Source organism: Vibrio bivalvicida, from assembly GCF_001399455.2.
In the GTDB taxonomy this organism is placed as follows: Bacteria; Pseudomonadota; Gammaproteobacteria; order Enterobacterales; family Vibrionaceae; genus Vibrio; species Vibrio bivalvicida.
On record NZ_LLEI02000032.1, the window covers coordinates 178,655 to 194,854 of the forward strand.

Annotated in this window: 13 protein-coding genes; 4 read left to right on the forward strand and 9 right to left on the reverse strand. The window is 45.6% G+C overall.

Features of this window, described 5'->3' with window-relative positions:
• The first annotated feature begins 27 nt into the window (after positions 1–27).
• The gene (locus APB76_RS11695) at positions 28–609 is read left to right on the forward strand and encodes a Maf family protein (protein ID WP_049843679.1); all 582 of its coding nucleotides are present in this window, start codon (positions 28–30) and stop codon (positions 607–609) included.
• A 340-nt stretch (positions 610–949) separates the two neighbouring features.
• Here the strand turns inward: APB76_RS11695 and rluC are convergent, their stop codons facing one another.
• Positions 950–1,894, reverse strand: a complete 945-nt coding sequence (rluC, locus tag APB76_RS11700) for a 23S rRNA pseudouridine(955/2504/2580) synthase RluC (RefSeq protein ID WP_054961592.1) — start codon at positions 1,892–1,894, stop codon at positions 950–952.
• A gap of 570 nt (positions 1,895–2,464) precedes the next feature.
• Here rluC and rne point away from each other — a divergent pair.
• Positions 2,465–5,413 carry a ribonuclease E gene (rne, locus tag APB76_RS11705; protein WP_054961591.1) on the forward strand — a complete coding sequence of 983 codons (2,949 nt, stop codon included), beginning with the start codon at positions 2,465–2,467 and terminating at the stop codon, positions 5,411–5,413.
• A gap of 301 nt (positions 5,414–5,714) precedes the next feature.
• Positions 5,715–7,274: a SulP family inorganic anion transporter gene (locus APB76_RS11710; protein WP_049843676.1), complete on the forward strand. Its 1,560-nt coding sequence runs from the start codon at positions 5,715–5,717 to the stop codon at positions 7,272–7,274.
• Positions 7,275–7,333: 59 nt separating this feature from the next.
• Here the strand turns inward: APB76_RS11710 and rnd are convergent, their stop codons facing one another.
• From rnd to APB76_RS11750, 8 genes are all read right to left on the reverse strand, one after another.
• The gene (gene rnd / locus APB76_RS11715) at positions 7,334–8,449 is read right to left on the reverse strand and encodes a ribonuclease D (RefSeq protein WP_054961590.1); all 1,116 of its coding nucleotides are present in this window, start codon (positions 8,447–8,449) and stop codon (positions 7,334–7,336) included.
• Between the two features lie 103 nt (positions 8,450–8,552).
• A complete protein-coding gene (fadD, locus tag APB76_RS11720; RefSeq protein ID WP_054961589.1) occupies positions 8,553–10,241 on the reverse strand; it encodes a long-chain-fatty-acid--CoA ligase FadD in 1,689 nt (562 codons plus the stop codon).
• Positions 10,242–10,353: 112 nt separating this feature from the next.
• A complete protein-coding gene (locus APB76_RS11725) occupies positions 10,354–11,208 on the reverse strand; it encodes an alpha/beta fold hydrolase (RefSeq protein WP_054961588.1) in 855 nt (284 codons plus the stop codon).
• Positions 11,208–11,762: a Slp family lipoprotein gene (locus tag APB76_RS11730; RefSeq protein ID WP_054961684.1), complete on the reverse strand. Its 555-nt coding sequence runs from the start codon at positions 11,760–11,762 to the stop codon at positions 11,208–11,210. The genes APB76_RS11725 and APB76_RS11730 overlap by 1 nt, the downstream gene beginning before the upstream one ends.
• A 21-nt stretch (positions 11,763–11,783) precedes the next feature.
• A complete protein-coding gene (locus tag APB76_RS11735) occupies positions 11,784–12,086 on the reverse strand; it encodes a hypothetical protein (RefSeq protein WP_054961587.1) in 303 nt (100 codons plus the stop codon).
• Positions 12,087–12,120: 34 nt separating this feature from the next.
• Positions 12,121–12,822, reverse strand: coding sequence for a tRNA (adenosine(37)-N6)-threonylcarbamoyltransferase complex dimerization subunit type 1 TsaB (gene tsaB / locus APB76_RS11740; protein ID WP_054961586.1), 702 nt, complete (start codon positions 12,820–12,822; stop codon positions 12,121–12,123).
• Positions 12,823–12,913: 91 nt separating this feature from the next.
• The gene (locus APB76_RS11745) at positions 12,914–14,824 is read right to left on the reverse strand and encodes an ATP-dependent DNA helicase (protein ID WP_054961585.1); all 1,911 of its coding nucleotides are present in this window, start codon (positions 14,822–14,824) and stop codon (positions 12,914–12,916) included.
• 92 nt (positions 14,825–14,916) lie between these two features.
• Positions 14,917–15,120, reverse strand: coding sequence for a hypothetical protein (locus APB76_RS11750; protein WP_054961584.1), 204 nt, complete (start codon positions 15,118–15,120; stop codon positions 14,917–14,919).
• A 197-nt stretch (positions 15,121–15,317) separates the two neighbouring features.
• Here APB76_RS11750 and purU point away from each other — a divergent pair, with 197 nt between their 5' ends.
• Entirely contained in the window at positions 15,318–16,151 is an 834-nt protein-coding gene (gene purU / locus APB76_RS11755; protein WP_049843669.1) for a formyltetrahydrofolate deformylase, read from the forward strand.
• The last annotated feature ends 49 nt before the right edge of the window (positions 16,152–16,200 follow it).

A 16,200-nucleotide genomic window follows, 5' to 3' on the forward strand; every position in this document is an offset into this window, starting at 1 on the left:
CCAACTCTGTTTCGATTGTAAAGAAAAATGCCGAATTACCAACTAGTTTTAGCCTCAACATCGCCATATCGTAAGCAACTGCTCAATAAACTAGCAATTGCATTTGACACTGCGTCCCCTGAGTTCGATGAGACCCCATTCGAAAATGAATCACCTTTGGCACTCGTTCAAAGACTCGCACAAGGTAAAGCCGAATCATGCGCAGTGAATCAACCAAGCTTAGTTATCGGTAGCGATCAGGTTTGTGTCATCAACGGCAAAATCATCGGCAAACCGCATACAAGGGAAAAAGCCATCGAACAGTTGACCCAACAAAGTGGCCAATCTATTCAGTTCTTTACTGGCTTAGCCCTACATAACACTCTAACTGGCTGTACGGATATAAAAGTCGATGCATTTACCGTCCACTTTCGATCCTTAAGCAAGAAGCAAATCGAGAGCTACGTTGATAAAGAACAGCCTTTTTACTGCGCTGGCAGCTTCAAAAGCGAAGGCTTGGGTATTGCTCTATTTGAACGATTAGAAGGTAAAGACCCAAACACGTTAGTCGGACTGCCACTGATTGATTTGATTGATATGCTCGCAGCGCAAGGGGTTGAGGTGCTTTAGAGGGATGCGAGATGCGAGATGCGAGATGCGAGATGCGAGATGCGAGATGCGAGATGCGAGACAAGTTTGAAAGGTTGGCACATAGCGTCAACCCTTTTCATTTCAATAAATTAAACGGTCATCCCCGAGGGGGAGGTACGACCGAGTTGGGGATCTCTTAACGCGAGTCACGAGCTTTTGGAGATTCCCTACTCCCTCCTTCGTCAGTCTAGGGAATGACGGCATATAGCATCGTTCTTCTCTAGAAAGGCGGCGCAGTCCGAACTCTATTCTCGAAACGCAGCGTTCCACAGGGCGCAGCACGTTCCCGTTATCCATAGGACGAAGTCCGTTCCTTTTTCTAAAGCTTACGCAGCCCCGCCAATGCTTTTTTCAACTTTGGCTCCATCGGCGCGTTAATTTCCATCCACTCATCATTTGATGGATGTTGGAACTTAATGTTCGCAGCATGAAGGAACAAACGGTCTAAGCCAACCTTACCAGTGTATGCATCAAAGCGTCGGTCACCATAGCGATCATCCCATGCGATTGGATGACCCGTGTATTGAGTATGAACGCGAATTTGGTGAGTACGACCAGTAATTGGGCTCGCCTGGATCAGTGTTGCATTGGCAAACTTCTCAAGGATTTTAAATCTCGTTTCTGAAGGTTTACCATTTGGATTGACCCGGACAATGCTGTTCACTTCATTTTTAAGTAGCGGCGCATTGACCTTCTTACAGCTGGCCTTCCACTCACCCATCACTAAAGCGAAATAGTATTTTTGCACTGTTTTTTCGCGGAACTGAGCTTGAAGGTGACGCAAGGCTGAGCGCTTCTTAGCAACAAGTAATATGCCAGACGTATCACGGTCTATACGATGTACAAGCTCTAGGAACCTTGCTTGCGGTCGTAGAGCGCGAAGCGCTTCTATCGCACCAAACTTTAAACCACTGCCACCATGAACAGCCGTGCCTGAAGGTTTGTTAAGAATCAGCATATGATCATCTTCATAGATGATCATGTCCTCTAGCTCGGCAACCCTGTTTAACTTTGTGCTAGGCGCGACCTCTTCCGGTTTTTCTTCAATAGTTACTGGAGGAATACGGACAAGATCACCTGCCTGAAGCTTATATTCAGCTTTTACACGCTTTTTATTTACCCGTACTTCGCCTTTACGCAGAATACGATAAATCACACTTTTGGGGATACTTTTCAATTGGTTGCGTAAGAAGTTATCAATACGCTGCCCCGCCATATCGTCGTCAATGTCAACGAATTGGACTTTTGTTCTAATTTCATTCATGAACTTATTCTAACACTCTAAGTTGCGCAGATTCACATTTTCTTCGCAACATTGTGGAAATTTGCTCGATAAGAGTAGACTCAAAATCCGCTACGAATAAAAATCCATCAACTTTATTACAATTTTCAAAAACACCCCTAATAAAACCAATAAAACAGTCACTTACCGAAAATAAAATCAGCTTTTTTAGCGTTTTATAATAAAGCAGATTGCTGAGTTTAGTGGGTACTGCTATAGTTCACACCTGCAATATATGGTTTGGATGCATTTTATACAAATCAATCCATATTTTGAGCAATAGATTGAGTAGCCCGCTAATTTACCAAAATGCTGCATACGGCGTAAGACATTATTGGAATTAGCAATCTTGTCACCCTACTCGTCGCACATCATGTTGAGTATTTTCCGCCGACTACGCGGCTTACAAGCTGAACGAGAAAGGCTTGTGAGACTGAAGTGCCCCAGAGCATCCCTCCAGCCGGGAGGCTGCAACGAATAAGCCATGGGATCAGGCACCATGAAAGCGATAGCAGTGACAAGAACAACAAAAAATGACAACGAGATTTATCAATGAAAAGAATGTTAATTAACGCAACTCAAAAAGAAGAGTTGCGTGTTGCTTTGGTTGATGGTCAGCGCTTATACGATTTAGATATCGAAAGCCCTGGACATGAATCTAAAAAAGCAAATATCTACAAAGGACGTATCACACGCATCGAACCAAGCCTAGAAGCGGCTTTTGTTGACTACGGTGCGGAAAGACACGGTTTCCTCCCCCTTAAAGAAATTGCCCGCGAATACTTCCCTGAAGGTTACACCTACCAAGGCCGTCCAAGCATTAAAGAAGTGCTAACCGAAGGTCAAGAAGTGATCGTACAAGTAGAGAAAGAGGAACGTGGCAGCAAGGGCGCAGCTCTTACTACGTTTATCTCTTTAGCGGGTAGCTACTTGGTTCTTATGCCTAATAACCCTCGTGCTGGCGGTATCTCCCGTCGTATCGAAGGCGACGAGCGCACTCAACTCAAGGCAGCACTAAGTACATTGGAACTACCTCAAGGTATGGGTCTAATCGTGCGTACTGCTGGTGTGGGCAAGAGCGCAGAAGAACTAGAGTGGGATCTAAACGTACTTCTTAATCACTGGGGTGCAATCAAGCAAGCTTCTGACTCAAACGCTGCACCTTTCCTAATTCACCAGGAAAGTAATGTGATTGTTCGTGCAATTCGTGACTATCTACGTCGCGATATTGGCGAAATACTAATCGACAGCAACACGATTTACGAACGCGCACTTGATCATATCCAGCTAGTCCGCCCTGATTTCGTAAACCGTGTGAAGAAATACGATGGTGAAGTACCACTATTTAGCCACTACCAAATTGAAAGCCAGATTGAATCAGCATTCCAACGCGAAGTTCGCCTGCCTTCTGGTGGCTCTATCGTTATCGACCCCACAGAAGCTTTGACTTCTATCGATATCAACTCAGCCCGTGCAACTAAGGGTGGCGATATCGAAGAAACAGCGTTAAACACCAACCTAGAAGCAGCAGAAGAAATTGCGCGTCAACTTCGCCTGCGCGACTTAGGTGGCCTAGTGGTTATCGACTTCATTGATATGACGCCAGTTCGTCACCAACGTGAAGTTGAAAACCGTCTTCGCGATTCCGTTCGCATGGATCGCGCTCGAGTACAAATTGGTCGAATTTCTCGTTTCGGCCTATTAGAGATGTCTCGTCAGCGCCTAAGCCCATCGCTTGCTGAAGCGAGTCACCATATCTGTCCACGTTGTAGCGGTACGGGTGTGGTTCGTGATAACGAATCTCTTGCACTATCAGTCCTTCGTTTGATTGAAGAAGAAGCGCTAAAAGACAACACAGCCCAAGTACTTGCTGTTGTTCCTGTACCAATTGCTTCTTACCTACTTAACGAAAAGCGTCGTTCAGTCAACCATATTGAGCGCATCCAAGAAGTTAAGATTACAGTAGTACCAAACTCAGACATGGAAACACCGCATTTCGATGTAATCCGTGTCCGCGAAGGCGAAGAGTTCGATCTTCTTTCTTACCTAATTCCTACCAAGCTAGAAGCGATGAAGGAAGCAGAAGGTAAAGAGCCTACCGTAGAAGTTGAAGCCAAACCTAAGAAGATTGAAGAACCAGCCCTAAAAGGCTTTGCTTCTCCAAGCAATTCAGCGCCAGCTCCTAGTAAACCAGCGCCAAAAGCTCCAGAGAAGAAGGTGGATTCACAGCAGGCTCAAGAGGGTATTGTAAGTCGCTTCTTTAAAGCTCTAGGCAGCTTCCTATTTGGCTCGGCCAAAGAAGAAGAAAAGCAAGAAGAGCAAAAACCTAAAGAGCGCAAAGAAGGTAACCGCAACAATCGTAATCGTCGCAACCGCAACGACAACCGTCGTCGTGGTAATCGCGACAACCGCAGCGATAATCGTGAAGACAAGCGCGACAACAAGCGTAAGAACACACGTGACGATGCAACAACTGAAGCTAAACCTAATGAGCGTAAACAGCAAAATCGCAAGCCTAAGCAAGATCGCCGCAACAAGCGTGATGAAGCGAAATCAAGCAAGGTTGCTGAAGAAGGCCTTAAACTAGCAGCAGACGCTCAACAAAGCGACAAGCCTGAAGCTCGTAAAGAGCGTACGGAAGAGAAAGCTGTAAAAGTGAAAGAGCGTCGTCAGCGTCGCAAACTTTCAAAGCAGGTGCGCGTTAAAGATCAGGCTGCAAAAGCGAAAGCCGGGGAAGAAGCAAAGCAGGTTTCAATCGAAGCGAAAGCTGAAGCAGTTGCAGAGAAAGCACTTGAGACTGAAGACAACGCTGACGAGCCGCCAAAACAGCGCCGTAATCGTCGTTCTCCACGTCACCTTCGTGCAAGTGGTCAACGCCGTCGTCGCGGTCGTGATCGTCGTCCTAACCCATTCCGCCTGCGCAGCGGTGGTGTTGCATCCCCTGAAATGGCAATGGGTAAAGTGATGCCTAGTTATGGTATTACTAAGCCTACGCCAAAGCAGAAATCTAAAGCTGATAACGTAGAAGCGCCTGTTGTAGAAACATCAGCAGCTTCACTAGGTGGCTTTGCGTGTCCAGAAATGGCGATGGGTAAAGTGATTGTTCGTCGTGAACAACCAGTTACTGCAGAACCTGTACAAACTGCGGTTGATGCAGCTCAGCCAGAGCCAGTTGAAGCAGTAGAAGCGGCACAAGAAGTAGTGAATACTGTGCCTGAAGCGGCCGAACAACCTGTTCAAGCAGAAGCAGTAGTTGTAACGACTGAAGTTCAACAGCCTACTGTAGAAGAAGTGAAAGTAAAATCTTCAGATATAGTTGTAGCACCGAGCTTTAAAGGTCACGCATCAGCGGCAATGGCGAAAGCACCAGGCAGCACAGAGATGAAAGAAATCACTGTGAACGCGGCTCCGTTAAAGGCAGAGCGCTACGAGTCTCGCGGTGCAGGCAGCCAAGTCGCTCGCAACCAAGCGGGCGCAGTAATGACTAAACCTCAATACTAGCCAATAGCAATACCATGACTAAACAGCCTCTATAGATAGAGGCTGTTTTTTTATGCGCTAGAATACTGATTGCGCAGAATAATCGTTAAGTACTGCCTATACTGTCAGTAGCATTTATTTGTCACAAATATTAGCCAATATCTGTATCAATCTTGAACTTAATCACACTTTTCGGTAGCATGCGCCGACTCGATCTGAATTGTGAAATCTGGTCCCTCTGCTCTTTTACATTGCATTTTTGCCCGGCGGCGACTAGAAACAATTCAGAATACTTTTAAACACTTAGCCAAACTGAGCAAATATGTTTGAATTTCCCCAATTTTCTAAACACTCTGTAAAAAACGATGTGTTATCAGGTTTAACCGTTGCACTCGCGCTAGTTCCTGAAGCCGTTGCCTTCGCTTTTGTCGCAGGCGTTGACCCTATGGTAGGCCTATACGCTGCCTTTATAGTAGGTCTTATAACTTCTATTTTCGGTGGCCGTCCTGGTATGATTTCAGGCGCGACAGGTGCAATGGCTGTTGTAATGGTTTCGCTTGTAGCCACTCATGGCGTGCAATATCTATTTGCCGCAATCATGCTTGCAGGTATCCTTCAGATTGCAGCGGGCCTATTCAAGTTGGGTAAGTTTATCCGTATCGTGCCACATCCGGTGATGATTGGCTTCGTAAACGGCTTAGCGATTGTAATCTTCCTTGCTCAGTTAGGTCAGTTTAAAGCACCAGATTTAACCGGAGCGTTAACCTGGCTGCCAACGGATCAAATGATGCTCATGCTTGGCCTTGTTGCGCTAACTATGGCAATCATTCATTTCTTGCCTAAGTTCACTACAGCAGTACCTTCCTCACTTGTGGCTATCGTCACTGTAACTGCTTTAGTGGTTGGTTTAGATCTAGAAACCCGCACTGTCGTTGACTTCCTGCGCACTATGTCAGGTGATGAAGCAGCAACATTGGCAGGATCGTTACCAACTTTCTCTATCCCTGCGGTTCCATTAACCCTAGAGACATTCCAAATTATCCTGCCGTACGCAATCATTCTTGCTGCTATCGGTCTGATTGAGTCTCTACTAACACTGACTGTACTAGACGAGATGACAAACTCACGCGGTCAGTCTAACCGCGAATGTATCGGTCAAGGCATGGCGAACATGACCTGTTCAGTGTTTGGTGCTATGGGTGGTTGTGCAATGATTGGACAGTCTATGATCAACGTAAACTCTGGTGGTCGTGGTCGTCTATCAGGTATCGTCGCAGCCGTCGCTCTACTGATGTTTATCCTGTTTGCTTCCTCTCTCATTGAGATGATTCCTCTCGCGGCACTGGTGGGCGTTATGTTCATGGTCGTTATTGGTACTTTTGAATGGGCAACATTCAAACTGGCTCGCCGCGTGCCAAAACAAGACTTCTTTGTTATCGTGCTCGTCACGGTAGTAACTGTGCTTACCGACCTTGCAATTGCAGTATTCGTGGGGGTTATTGCTTCAGCACTTATGTTTGCATGGCAACACGCTAAGCACATCTACGCTGATACCAATATCAACGCAGAAGGCTCAAAGGAATACAAGATTCATGGCCCAGTATTCTTCGGCTCTGTCGCAAATTTCCTTGAGATCTTTGATGCGTATAAAGATCCAAATGACGTGATTGTTGATTTCGCCGATTCACGTGTCACCGATCACTCGGCAATAGAAGCGATTGAAACCTTAGCTGAGCGCTACTCAGCACAAGGTAAAACGCTTCATCTACGTCACCTTAGCCCTGACTGTCGTAAGCTGCTAGATAAAGCGGGCAGCTTAGTTGAGATCAACGTCAAAGAGGACCCTAGCTACAAGGTTGCTACTGACGTGTTAGCAGGTTAATCAAACTAAATACGAAACGGGCTTCCAATTGGAAGCCCGTTTTATTTGTTTTGTACTTTTTATAGAAGCTTATTTAATTTCTCACCAAACAGCTCCAAACGCCAACTCTGCATCACGTCTGGAAGCTGGGCTGGATCTCTATCTTTTTTCCATACCCAGGAAATTAACTGATTGAGTTGCTTCTTAGAAGCCAAAAATTCCGTCGCTAAGCCACTTGTTTGGGAGGCACGTTTTACCTCATCTTTAAGCACTTTAAATTTCTGCTTGTAGCCAGGCATATCCATAAGACGTTCAAGCTTTTCTGGATATTCATCGACCGGTGTTTTCTTGGCAGCTTTCACAATTGAGATAATACGAGTACTGTGCCTTTGGACTGAGCGGTAATCCATCCCTTCTTGTTCCATCTGATTACGATTTTGAATTCCCAATCGTGCAACTGTCAGTAAATCGTTCTCTTTAAATATAAAATTGAGCGCCAAGTCGCGACGTAACGCTTCTTTTAGACGCCATGTGGCGAGCGGTTTAAGAACGGCCAGCTCACTCGGCTTTAGCTGCCACGCACCTTTGACATCGAGGTAAGCCGTGTCTAGGTTAAGTGTTTTTATCCGCTTAGAGGCAATTAAGTCACTCTCTTGTTGTGCAGCCCCCCACCAGCCCGCTTGGGTGATCTTCTCAAATAGCTGCTCATAAAGTGGTTGTAAGTAATATACATCGGCCGCAGCGTATTCGAGCTGCTTGCCAGTTAGCGGTCTTGCAAGCCAATCTGTACGAGACTCACTTTTATCTAACTCTACGTTTAGGTAACTTTCAACTAAAGCGGCAAAGCCTGTCGATAAGCCGTGGCCAAGGAAAGCGGCCATTATCTGGGTATCTACCATAGGATATGGTAAGCACTCAAAGCTGTTGTGAAACACTTCTAAATCTTCACCACACGCATGCAGTACTTTGAGTACAGAGGTATCTTTTAGTAGCTCCACAAACGGCGTCATATCCTCAATAACCGTTGGATCTATAAGAGAAAGATTCTGTCCATCAAAAAGCTGAATTAAGCCTAGTTGCGGGTAGTATGTACGTGTACGGACAAACTCCGTATCCAACATAACGACATCAACGTTTCGTGCGCTCTGGCAAACGCTATCGAGCTGCGCCGATTGGGTAATAATCTGATAATTCACTAACTTCTCACTATGAGCGGTTTCTTGCGACAATAAAAAATGCCGACTGGATATAGTCGGCATTCTATCATCAAACACTGATCAGTGCTTAATTCTCATCGCGTTACTTTGACTTGGCAAGGTTTGCATCATTTTCTTCACGTAACACGCGGCGCAAGATCTTACCGACATTGGTTTTCGGCAAATCTTCTTTGAACTCGACGAGTTTTGGTACCTTATACCCTGTTAGGTGCTCACGACAATGAGCAATAATTTCTTCTTTAGTTAAACTTGGATCGCGTTTAACTACATAGATCTTGACCAGCTCGCCGGACACTTCGTGTGGCTGACCAATTGCCGCCACTTCAAGTACCTTACCGTGCAGTGCGACTACGTCTTCAATCTCATTTGGATAAACGTTAAAGCCAGAGACCAGAATCATATCTTTCTTGCGGTCAACAATATGAATTAGACCTTCATCGTCGAACTTAACGATATCACCAGTAGATAACCAACCGTCAGCATTGATAACCTCTTTGGTAGCTTCAGGTCGCTGCCAGTAGCCTTGCATCACCTGAGGGCCACGTACCTGAAGCTCACCCACTTCGGTATTCGCAACAGGGTTACCTTCGTCATCAACAATACGAACTTCCGTTGACGGTACAGGCAAACCAATGGCTCCTGTATAATCAGTAAGGTCATAAGGGTTGCCCGTCACCAAAGGTGAACATTCAGTTAAACCATAACCTTCAAGTAGATGTATACCTGTGGTCTTCTTCCATTGCTCTGCCACAGCACGTTGAACAGCCATACCGCCACCAACAGAAAGTTTCAGCTTGCTAAAGTCAAGCTCCTGAAAGTCTTCGTTGTTCACCAATGCATTGAATAAGGTGTTGACGCCAGTGATAGCAGTAAATGGATACTTCTGCAGTTCTTTGATAAAGCCCGGAATATCACGAGGATTGGTAATTAATAAATTTTGGCCACCCATTTCAATGAACAGTAAACAGTTTACTGTCAGTGCAAACACGTGATAAAGCGGCAAAGCCGTGACAACCAGCTCTCGCCCTTCAGACAAGACTGGTCCGTATGCACCTTTTGCTTGAAGAACATTAGCAATCATGTTGCGATGAGTTAGGATGGCTCCTTTTGCTACACCTGTCGTACCGCCTGTGTACTGTAAGAAGGCGATATCGTCTCCAGACATAAAAGGTTTTACGTATTGTAAACGACGACCATTATGTAGCGCTTTTCGCATCGAAATCGCTCCAGGCAAATCGTACTTAGGCACCATACCTTTGACATACTTAACCACGAAGTCAACCAAGGTGCCCTTAGCACGTGGCAACATTTGACCAAGACTCGTCAGTACAACGTGTTTGACTGGCGTTTTATCGACAATTTGTTCTAGGGTATTAGCAAAGTTCGACACAATAACAATCGCTTTTGCACCAGAGTCATTCAACTGATGTTCAAGTTCGCGAGGTGTGTAAAGCGGGTTAACGTTGACGGCAATTAACCCCGCGCGCAGAACACCAAATAGGGCTACTGGGTATTGCAAAAGATTAGGCATCATGAGAGCAACACGATCGCCTTTTTGTAACTTCAGTTCATTTTGTAAGTACGCCGAAAATGCTCGGCTACGCTCTTCCAGTTTGCGGAAAGTCATCACCGAACCCATATTCATAAATGCAGGTTGGTCAGCGTACTTTTGAACCGACTGTTCAAACATTTCCACCAATGATGGGTACTGTTCTGGGTCGATATGCTCAGGCACATCTTCTGGATAGCGTGATAACCAAGGTTTATCCACGGTAAAACTCCTCGAAATTAACTGGCTGTCATCCATGTGAAAAGCTCTATTTTCAACGTTGTCTATTACAGCACAGGCGAAGTCCTTGAGCACGAAAGTCTCAAACACTTGTTTAAATTTTGTTAACTAAACCAAAAATTAGGTTAGATACTCTAGAAGGAGCTTGCAGATGACAGTGATGACCGCCTTCGATCATTTCAAAATGAGTGGAATCTGAAGCATCATGCTGAAAAGACTGCAAATAAGAAAAACCATCTTCGCCAAGAATCACTTGCTGTAGGCAAGGCACTTGTTGACGAAACACCTCAGCGTGTTCAAAAGACATACGGTAAAGAGACTGACTTTGTAGCTTTACATCATGTCGCCATACCCAGCCTGACTGATAAGAATCAAGCCCACGGAGCACTATAGGCGCAATGAGTTCAGCGTCAATCTGATTGACCTTTGCGCGCCGCTCTATCGCTTCTTGCTCTGATAGCATAACGCGAGTCGGTTTTCTCCGGATTCTTTGGCGACTGAGTACACCCTCTCTTAAACGAGAAACTGTTCCTTGCGCTTTTTCCGCCAAAGGGCCGAATCCTTCTATCTGAACTAAGCCACTGACTTGTTCAGGAAAAGCAGCACTATAGCAACTTGCAATCAAAGCACCAAGAGAATGCCCCACCAATACCAGTCTGTTTGGTGATAAGTTAGCCAATAACTGATAAACGTCGTCTATATAGTCGTGAAATGGGTAGAAATCACTATCTTTTTTATGGCTAGATAGGCCGTGTCCAGGTAAATCGATTGCACATAAATGCCAATCCGGGCTAAGAGCATGGAGAGAAGCCATGACTGATTCAAAGCTCGCTGCGTTGTCTAACCATCCATGTAAAAAAACGACCGATACTTCGGCCGTTTCACTGTGTCCATACTCAATTGTCGCAATATGCCCATCTCGGACAGCACGCTTTTGTTCGTAACGCATTACTTCACTTCTTGAATCACTTTACCCTGCCTCGTGCCATAACGTACATCGCTACAGTATAGGCCTCGACAAGGATAGAGATAACTATCGAAATCATGAACGATGATACGCTCTTCAATACGCCACAAATGGAAACCATTTGCCTTCATCACTGGGAAATCGTAAGCGTATTCACCAACTTTACCTTGCTCTCGACCTTGACTTTGGCCAAGTAAGGAAATCAATCTGCCAGTAGATAGAGTCACTGGATCGGCAAAACCATCAACATAAGCCACAAAGCGTCCTTCCGGCTCTTGATTGATATCTGGCTTACCCGACGAACCAATCGGCAGATTGACCACTTCAATGCGAGTTTGGTCTGCTAGATTTTTTACATCGGCAATTAAACCACCCAATCTTACCTCTGTGCTTTTGTCACCCACAGATTGCCATACTTGATAGTCGGTAATTATATCTGGGTTCTCTGACTTCAGATTGTCGGGCAACGAACTACAGGCCGATAGTAAAACTGCACTGGCAAGAACACATAATAATCGAAAAGGTCGCTGAGTCATAAGCGCTTCAAAAGTCATAAATTAGATATAGATATCGACACCGAGCATCTGCGAAAGTTCATCACGCTTTGCTTGGTGCATCACATCCATATACTCCTCCATCGCTTTACGACTCTTGCCCTCAGGTAGGTCATATTGAACTTGCGCTTTATGGATTTCAGACTCATTAACATGACGGATGGAATGCGCCACGGCGTTAGCCACCTTAGTTGGCTGGCTAACCGGCGTTTTATCACCAGATTTTTTAACCTCATTCTGCTTGTTAGCTTTATTAGCCCTGTTTGGGCCGGGAAGCGAAGGAGGTAATCCGTTAATTGATACCATACTATCCGTCTATGCCTTACTGGTTCTAGCTAAACTACTCTCTGCCAGGCAGCTTTTTCCAAGCAACAGTGTCACGAAGGTAAACTGGGCTAGCCTCTTCTGCTTCCACGGTATTGCCCTCAGCCAACTCAAACTTAGCCAGTTGAACAATGTCTTCTGCATCTGGGAACAGTACGTCGCTCTTAGCCATGTTAAACTTAACACCAGCAAGCTGTTCTGGGTAGGCATCCCAACCTGTTCCGGCAGTCAACCACTGCTGATCATCAGCAATGCTGTGGTCAGAAACCTGCTGCGGCGGCGCCACACATTCGGCATCCACCGTTTTCCAAGTGCCATCTTCTTGACGAACAAATCGCCCCCAGTAGACCTCACTCATACGCGCGTCAATGGCAGTCGCAACGTGCTTCGCACCGTGTTTACGGTAAACCCCTTGTGCCATAGCTTCTAATGTCGACACACCAATCATAGGTAAATCTGCGCCGAACGCTAAACCTTGTGCAATACCAATGCCAATTCGCACCCCAGTAAAGCTACCAGGGCCGCGTCCAAATGCGAGTGCATCGAGTTCAGTTAGGCAAACACCTGCTTCCTTCAGCACTTCATCAACCATAGGCAATACTTTCTTGGTGTGGTCACGAGGTGCGACTTCACTGCGCACATAAACTTTATTATCAACTAAAAGAGCAACCGAGCAGTTCTCAGTCGCTGTATCTAGAGCAAGGATCTTTACACTCATTGATATCTCTGGTTATTGGTCTGTATTAAATATTCTGGTTCTTCTTGCTATGCGTATGCCACATCGTATGGCAGTTTACTGCATGGCACGCTTAGTTATGTTCGAGAAAATCCTGCACCAAAGCTAAATCTCGGGTGCGCGGTATTGGGGGCAAACTCGCTAGAAACACACCGCCATAATCGCGGGTGACCAGTCGGTTATCGCAAATAATCAGCGCCCCTTTGTCTGTCTTATCTCGAATCAGTCGCCCTACTCCCTGTTTCAGAGTAATGACCGCATCCGGTATTTGCACCTGAGAAAATGGGTCACCACCTTTGAGCTGACAATCTTCAATTCGTGCTTTTAACAGCGGGTCGTCAGGGGCAGTGAATGGCAATTTGTCGATGATAACACAGCTCAGCGTATCACCTCTAACATCAATCCCTTCCCAAAACGCTCCTGTCGCGACCAACAGTGCATTACCCAGCTCCATAAATTCGGCAAGGGTTTTCTGTTTACTGGTTTCACCCTGCATCAGTACCGGAACACTTAACCTCTCTCTAAACCTTTCTCCCAACTCTTTCATCATGCTATGAGAGGTACAAAGAAAGAAACAGCGTCCTTGGTTTTGCTCTATAACTGGCGTCAGCATATTGACCAATTTATCCGCCAACCCCGAGCTGTTTGGTTCGGGAAGATATCGAGGAACACATAAGCGTGCCTGTATTTGATAATCAAACGGACTTGGCAGCGACATTTGCGCCTGAGGTTTCAAACCTAATCGTGAAGTAAAGTGACCAAAATCGTCATTGACAGCCAGAGTCGCCGAGGTAAATACCCATGCCCCTTGCTTTAGCTCTATCTGCTCATGGAACTTGTCAGCTACGCTAAGAGGGGTAATATGCAGACTAAAATGGCGCGGCGTAGTTTCATACCAATAAGAGTAACCGGTAATGGATACATCACACACTCTATCCAGTCTCGCCTTGATGGTATTAGCCCTTTCAAACGCGCTATCTAATAATTGGCTGCGGCCTAGTGCCAGCTTAAGCACTTCAATAACGAAATCGAGCGAGTCTTCTAAGCGTCTAAGCTCTCGCCCTATGGATGGCGACGTGACTGCCTCACGCCAGTTGCCACGAAAACCGGGGTCACCCAACACGATCCTTAAATCCATCGCGGTTTGATACAGCTTCTCCCCTGCCTTTTGCAATTGACGCATATCTTTTGCTTCGGTGCGATAGGCTATCTCAATATCTTTACTAAGCTCTTGGACTTGACGACTCGACAGCGACTGACCAAAGTATTGGCTGGCAATGTCCGGCAATTGATGCGCCTCGTCAAAGACAAACACTTCTGCTTCAGGGATCAGCTCACCAAACCCAGTTTCTTTGATTGCGAGATCAGCTAAAAACAGATGGTGATTGACGACAACAATGTCGGCGTCCATTGCTTTCTTTCTTGCCTTAAGTACGAAGCACTCTTGATAACTTGGGCATTCTTTTCCAAGGCAGTTATCATTGGTCGAGGTAATGGTCGGAATTACGGGACTGTCTTCAGCAATCGCATCACAGTCACCAAGATCACCCGTTTTGGTTTCCGATGACCAACTACGTACTTTAACTAACTGGCTCAGTAATGTTGGATCTGCGGTTTGATTGTGGCTCTCTACCATCTGGCGACTCAAGCGATCTAGGCACAGATAGTTCGCACGCCCCTTGAGTAGTGCAACTTGACCATAGTAGCCTAAGGCATTGACCATTAAAGGCAGATCTCGATGAAAGAGCTGTTCCTGCAGGTTTTTCGAGCCGGTGCTAATAATGGTTTTCTTACCACTTAACAGAGACGGTACAAGATAGGCGAAGGTCTTACCTGTTCCCGTACCTGCTTCAACCACCACCTGACTTTGCGATTTTATTGCGCTTGCTACCGCTTCCGCCATATCGAGCTGCGCTTGGCGCGGTTGGAAACCCGGAATGGCTTTACCCAGCGCGCCCTCAGATGAAAAGGTCTTTGAAATCATGCACAGAAGAGAGTTATTAAAGAGGAAGAGATTATGGCAGCTTTTACACCAAGGCGCGAATGAGATTTTCGCGCCCTAGCAGACTTGGAGAGTTAGCGTTTATTGAGATAACGATTTAACCAAGCAGGTCCAGAGAAACCATCTTCTTGGTCGTCCATCATAGCGCGCGCCGCTTCAATTGGGGAGGCACGGTTTTCCCACATTTGCTCTAAGATTTCGTCGTCTAGTTCTTTTCCGCCAGTTAAGGCGCTTACTCGTTCAGAATACAACTTACGGGCTAATAGCTCTTTATCCATAAATACCACCTAAAAGATACTCTAAGAGTAGAAATACTCCGCAAATAACCTTAGCCAATCGGTTAACTCAGATTATTTGTTGAAACCAGCTCGATATTAGTTTAATTGTAGCTTCAATACTGCGCGCGATCTCACCGTTCGGACGCCCGTAAAAAATTCACAATACAAAAAAAATAATTCACGGAAGTTTTAACCAAATGGAAAAGAAAACACTACTGACACATTGCACTGACGCACCTGGTCTTATTTCAAAGATCACGAATATTTGTTACAAGCACCAGCTCAATATCATTCACAACAACGAGTTCGTAGACAACACGAGCGGCCATTTCTTTATGCGTACCGAGCTAGAAGGCTACTTTAATGACCAGACCTTTTTAGCCGATCTCGACCAAGCATTGCCTGAAGGGGCAAAGCGTAAATTGATCGGCTCAAACCGCAAGCGCGTTGTCATCCTCGTAACAAAAGAAGCACACTGTTTGGGTGATATTCTTATGAAGAACTACGACGGCAGTCTAGATGTCGATATCGCAGCAGTTGTCGGCAATTATGACACGTTACAAAGTCTGACTGAGAGATTCGACATCCCGTATCATCATGTATCTCATGAAGGGCTAAATCGCGAAGAGCACGAAAGGAAAATGCTCGAAGTGATTGATCAATACCAAGCCGATTACTTAGTACTCGCTAAGTACATGCGCGTACTTACCCCTTCATTTGTTGAGAAATACCACCATAAGATCATCAATATCCATCACAGCTTCTTGCCTGCATTTATTGGTGCTAAACCTTACCAGCAAGCATATGAACGTGGTGTAAAAATCATTGGTGCAACCGCTCACTTCGTAACAAACGATCTGGATGAAGGGCCGATCATCAAACAAGATGTTATCCCAGTTGACCATAACTTTAGCGCACAAGATATGGCACAGGCTGGTCGAGATGTAGAGAAGAACGTATTAAGTAAGGCACTTAACAAAGTGCTCAACGATCACGTATTTGTTTACGGTAACAAAACCGTTATCCTCTAGATGAGAACGCACAATAAACACACAAAAGGTCTCTAAAAAGAGACCTTTT

Excerpts from the sequence above, each read along its gene's own strand:
- APB76_RS11750 (WP_054961584.1), bottom strand. The coding sequence starts at position 15,120 with ATGGATAAAGAGCTATTAGCCCGTAAGTTGTATTCTGAACGAGTAAGC.
- purU (WP_049843669.1), top strand. The coding sequence starts at position 15,318 with ATGGAAAAGAAAACACTACTGACACATTGCACTGACGCACCTGGTCTT.
- APB76_RS11725 (WP_054961588.1), bottom strand. The coding sequence starts at position 11,208 with ATGCGTTACGAACAAAAGCGTGCTGTCCGAGATGGGCATATTGCGACA.
- rluC (WP_054961592.1), bottom strand. The coding sequence starts at position 1,894 with ATGAATGAAATTAGAACAAAAGTCCAATTCGTTGACATTGACGACGAT.
- tsaB (WP_054961586.1), bottom strand. The coding sequence starts at position 12,822 with ATGAGTGTAAAGATCCTTGCTCTAGATACAGCGACTGAGAACTGCTCG.
- APB76_RS11730 (WP_054961684.1), bottom strand. The coding sequence starts at position 11,762 with ATGACTCAGCGACCTTTTCGATTATTATGTGTTCTTGCCAGTGCAGTT.
- rne (WP_054961591.1), top strand. The coding sequence starts at position 2,465 with ATGAAAAGAATGTTAATTAACGCAACTCAAAAAGAAGAGTTGCGTGTT.
- APB76_RS11695 (WP_049843679.1), top strand. The coding sequence starts at position 28 with ATGCCGAATTACCAACTAGTTTTAGCCTCAACATCGCCATATCGTAAG.
- APB76_RS11735 (WP_054961587.1), bottom strand. The coding sequence starts at position 12,086 with ATGGTATCAATTAACGGATTACCTCCTTCGCTTCCCGGCCCAAACAGG.
- APB76_RS11710 (WP_049843676.1), top strand. The coding sequence starts at position 5,715 with ATGTTTGAATTTCCCCAATTTTCTAAACACTCTGTAAAAAACGATGTG.
- APB76_RS11745 (WP_054961585.1), bottom strand. The coding sequence starts at position 14,824 with ATGATTTCAAAGACCTTTTCATCTGAGGGCGCGCTGGGTAAAGCCATT.